Origin of the sequence: Amycolatopsis kentuckyensis, assembly GCF_002155975.1 — a bacterium.
Taxonomy (GTDB): domain Bacteria; phylum Actinomycetota; class Actinomycetes; order Mycobacteriales; family Pseudonocardiaceae; genus Amycolatopsis; species Amycolatopsis kentuckyensis.
Genome location: NZ_MUMI01000738.1, coordinates 1 through 4,052, shown reverse-complemented (window position 1 = coordinate 4,052; position 4,052 = coordinate 1). Strand labels below are relative to the sequence as shown.

Below are 4,052 nucleotides of genomic sequence, written 5' to 3'. Positions count from 1 at the left end.
CGGCGGGATCGGGCAGCGGGTCGCTCCCGAATGCGGCGGCCCTCAGGGCGGGTTCGTGCACCCGTCCTTTCTAGTGGGTGGGTCCGACAAAAATCACGGCCGCCCGCCGACCAGGACGTGCTCGATGCGGTCGGCCGCGCTCGGGAGGTCCGTCAGGAACTCCACCTTGTCCGGCAGCCCGGCCGGGTCCCAGCCCGGGCCGCACGCGAACAGCCTGCTGCGCTGGCGTCCCCGGGACACCCTGGCGAACAGCCGCGCGTCCGCCACGCCGCGGCCGTGGGCCCACAGCACCACCGCCGCGGGCGCGCTGCGGCGGACCGCCACCGCCAGCACCTCCGCCGGCAGCGGCACCCCGAACAGCTGCGCGCCGATCCGGCGCCCGGCCAGGGACGCGGCGAGCGCGTACATCGGCATCGAGTCGCGCTCGTCCGGGACGCAGCCGAGGAGGACGGGCCGCGTGTTGCGGGGCTCGTCGAGCACCGGGGTCGCGCGGACCAGCGCCGCGAACACGCACTCCGCGAGCAGGTACTCGACCTCCGCCCCCGCGCTCGCGCCGCGCCACCGGGCCCCGAGCGCCGACAGCACCGGCTCGATCACGCCCGTCCACGCCGGCAGCACGCCGAGCTCGGCGATGGTGTCCGCGAGCATCCGCTGGACCGCGCCGACGTCCATCGCCAGCGCCGCCGTGCTCAGCCGGCGGGCCAGGCGGGACCGGACCTCCAGCCCGTCGTCGGGCTCCGGGGCGCCGGCGGGTTCGGAAGGCTCCTCCGGCTGGGGCGGCCCGGAGCGGGGCATCTGCTCGAGGGCGTAGCGCGCCGCCTCGGCCGTCGACGCGCCGCTCAGGAGCGCTCGCTGCATCAGTTCGAGGCGGCCGATGTCGGAGGTGCCGTAGCGGCGGTGGCGGCCGTCGGTGTGCCTGCTGGGGCCCAGTCCGTAGCGGCGGTCCCAGGTTCGGAGGGTGGACGGCGCGACCCCGAGCCGGCGGGCGACCGAGGCCACCGGCAGGGTGGGTTCTTCGGTGCCCGACCCAGCTCCCACGAGCCTCAATATCCAGGCACCCAGCGCAGTCGGCAACCGGAGGCGAAACCCCTGCTCACACATCCGGGGGATGCCTAACGGCTGAATCGGGCCGGATCGCTTGAACAACTATTGGCGCGCTTCTAACGTTACCGCCGTTGCACCGAATGGAGTATCGGCACCACAGCAGAGCAGCTAGCGGCATCGACCGAATGACGGAGGCGGTCAGGATGGCAGACACGCGCAGGCTCCCAGGACCCAACGCCGACATGTGGGACTGGCAGCTCGAAGGGTCGTGCCGGGGGATGGACAGCGCGTCCTTCTTTCACCCGGACGGCGAGCGCGGCCCGGCGCGGGCACGGCGGGAGGCCAGGGCGAAGGCCGTCTGCCTGAGCTGCCCGGTCTTGGAGATGTGCCGCAGCCACGCGCTGGCGGTGCACGAGCCGTACGGCATCTGGGGCGGGCTCTCGGAGTCCGAGCGGGAGCACATCATCAAATCGGACAAACGCGCGCTCAGCATGTCCGGCGGCTGAGCGCGCCACAGACATCGGAGGGCGGCACCGGGTGGGGTGCCGCCCTCCGTGCCGTTCCGGGGCGAAAAGAGCGGGGCGGCACCCCTGATGGGATGCCGCCCCGCTTCGCGTACCGCGTCAGTGCGAGTGGCCGTGGCCCGCCGCGGCGGGCTCCTCCTCGACCGGCTTCTCGACGATCGACGACTCCGTCGTCAGCACGAGACGCGCGATCGAAGCGGCGTTCGCCACCGCGGACCGGGTCACCTTGACCGGGTCGACGATGCCGGCGGCCAGCAGGTCGGTGAGCTCGCCGGTGGCGGCGTTGAAGCCGTGCCCCCAGCCGAGCTCCTGCACCTTGTTGACGATGACCGCGCCCTCGTGGCCCGCGTTGGTCGCGATCCAGAACAGCGGCGCCGTCAGCGCGTCCTTGACGATGCGGACGCCGGTGGCCTCGTCGCCGGTCAGGCCGAGGCCGCCCTCGAGCTCCTTGACCGCGTGGACCAGCGCCGAACCACCGCCGGGCAGGATGCCCTCCTCGACGGCCGCCTTGGTGGAAGCCACGGCGTCCTCGATGCGGTGCTTGCGCTCGTTCAGCTCGGTCTCGGTGGCCGCGCCGACCTTGATGACGGCCACGCCGCCGCCGAGCTTCGCGAGCCGCTCCTGCAGCTTCTCGCGGTCCCAGTCGGAGTCGGTCGTCTCGATCTCCTTGCGGATCTGCGCGACCCGCCCGGCGATGGCGTCCTTGGTACCGTCACCGTCGACGATCGTCGTGTCGTCCTTGGTGACGACGATCCGGCGGGCCTTGCCCAGCGCGCCGAGGTCGACGTCGGACAGCTTGCGGCCGATCTCCGCGGAGATGACCTCGCCGCCGGTGACGACCGCGAGGTCGTCCAGGAACGCCTTGCGGCGGTCGCCGAAGAACGGCGCCTTGACCGCGACGGCGGTGATCGTCTTGCGCAGCGAGTTCACCACGAGGGTGGACAGCGCTTCGCCGTCGACGTCCTCGGCGATGATGAGCAGCGGCTTCTTGGCCTCGACGACCTTCTCGAGCACCGGCAGCAGCTCGGCCAGCGACGAGACCTTCTCGCGGACGAGCAGGATGTAGGCGTCCTCGAGGATCGCCTTCTGCTCCTCCGGGTTGGTCGCGAAGTGCGCCGAGAGGAAGCCCTTGTCGAACTGGACGCCCTCGGTGATCACCAGCTCGGTCGCCAGGGTCGACGACTCCTCGATGGTGATGACGCCGTCCTCGCCGACCTTCTCGACGGCTTCGCCGAGCAGGGCGCCGATGTTGGCGTCCCGGGAGGTCACGGTGCCGACCTGGGCGATGTTCTCGCGGCCCTTGACCGGGGTGGCCTTGGCCTTGAGGACCTCGATGACCTTCTCCGCGGCGGCCTCGATGCCGCGGCCGATCGAGGTCGGGTTGGCGCCGGCCGCGACGTTGCGCAGGCCGACCTTCACCAGCGACTGCGCGAGCACGGTCGCGGTGGTGGTCCCGTCGCCGGCGACGTCGTTGGTCTTGGTGGCGACGCTCTTGGCGAGCTGCGCGCCGAGGTTCTCGAACGGGTCGGCGAGCTCGATCTCACGGGCGACGGTCACGCCGTCGAGGGTGATGGTCGGGCCGCCGAACTTCTTGTCGAGCACGACGTGGCGACCGCGCGGGCCGAGGGTGACCTTGACCGCGTCGGCGAGCTTGTTCACCCCGCGCTCCAGCGCGCGACGAGCGTCCTCGTCGAAGTTGATCTGCTTGGGCATAGCGTGTTCCGCTTACCTTTCTCTGGACGCAAGAACGCCCCGCTCCCCGGCGTTCTGCGGGGCCCGGGGCGTCATGCGCTGCGAGCGGTCGTCAGTTGATGACGGCCAGCACGTCGCGGGCGGACAGGATGAGGTAGTCCTCGCCGTTGTACTTGACTTCGGTGCCGCCGTACTTCGAGTAGATGACGACGTCGCCGACGTTCACGTCGAGCGGGACACGGTTGCCCTTGTCGTCGATCCGGCCCGGGCCCACGGCCAGAACCTTGCCCTCCTGGGGCTTCTCCTTGGCGGTGTCGGGGATGACGAGGCCGGAAGCGGTCGTCTCCTCGGCCTCGCTCGTCTGGACGACGATCTTGTCCTCGAGCGGCTTGATGTTCACGCTCACCGGGTTGACCTCCACGGTCGTCGAAAGCGTTGGCAGGATGTGGTTACGGCTCTACCACCCCCGCCGTCGCGGGTGCCGGGGCTGTTCGGGCCGTGCGATTAGCACTCTAGCCAGGTGAGTGCCAGTCGTGCAAGGAGGGTCCACCCGACGTGCGACAGCGGCCCTGACCGGCCCCTTTGGGTCCGCGCCTTGATGGCGGCGCCGGGTTCCGCCACACTGGCGAAGCAACAGGTGGTCAGGTCTGGTGCGGTTCCCCGGAACCGATAGGCCCGTCGGCTTGGTGGCCGCACAGGGGCCGGGGGAGGCACTTGACGTGACGATCTGTGGCAACGCTGGCCAGCCTGCAGCCCCCGGCGACGTGCACTAGCCGGGGGCTGCAGGCTGGC

4 protein-coding genes are annotated in these 4,052 nt (G+C 71.2%); 1 reads left to right on the top strand and 3 read right to left on the bottom strand.

The window, feature by feature from the left end:
• Nucleotides 1-93 precede the first annotated feature (93 nt).
• A complete protein-coding gene (locus CCN39_RS46950; RefSeq protein ID WP_208630682.1) occupies nucleotides 94-999 on the bottom strand; it encodes a MerR family transcriptional regulator in 906 nt (301 codons plus the stop codon).
• A 248-nt stretch (nucleotides 1,000-1,247) separates the two neighbouring features.
• Between CCN39_RS46950 and CCN39_RS46945 the strand changes: the two genes are divergently transcribed.
• Entirely contained in the window at nucleotides 1,248-1,550 is a 303-nt protein-coding gene (locus CCN39_RS46945) for a WhiB family transcriptional regulator (protein ID WP_033261506.1), read from the top strand.
• Nucleotides 1,551-1,667: 117 nt separating this feature from the next.
• Here the strand turns inward: CCN39_RS46945 and groL are convergent, their stop codons facing one another.
• Nucleotides 1,668-3,281, bottom strand: coding sequence for a chaperonin GroEL (groL, locus tag CCN39_RS46940; protein WP_086853578.1), 1,614 nt, complete (start codon nucleotides 3,279-3,281; stop codon nucleotides 1,668-1,670).
• Between the two features lie 91 nt (nucleotides 3,282-3,372).
• The gene (gene groES, locus CCN39_RS46935) at nucleotides 3,373-3,666 is read right to left on the bottom strand and encodes a co-chaperone GroES (protein WP_004559922.1); all 294 of its coding nucleotides are present in this window, start codon (nucleotides 3,664-3,666) and stop codon (nucleotides 3,373-3,375) included.
• Nucleotides 3,667-4,052: the final 386 nt, after the last annotated feature.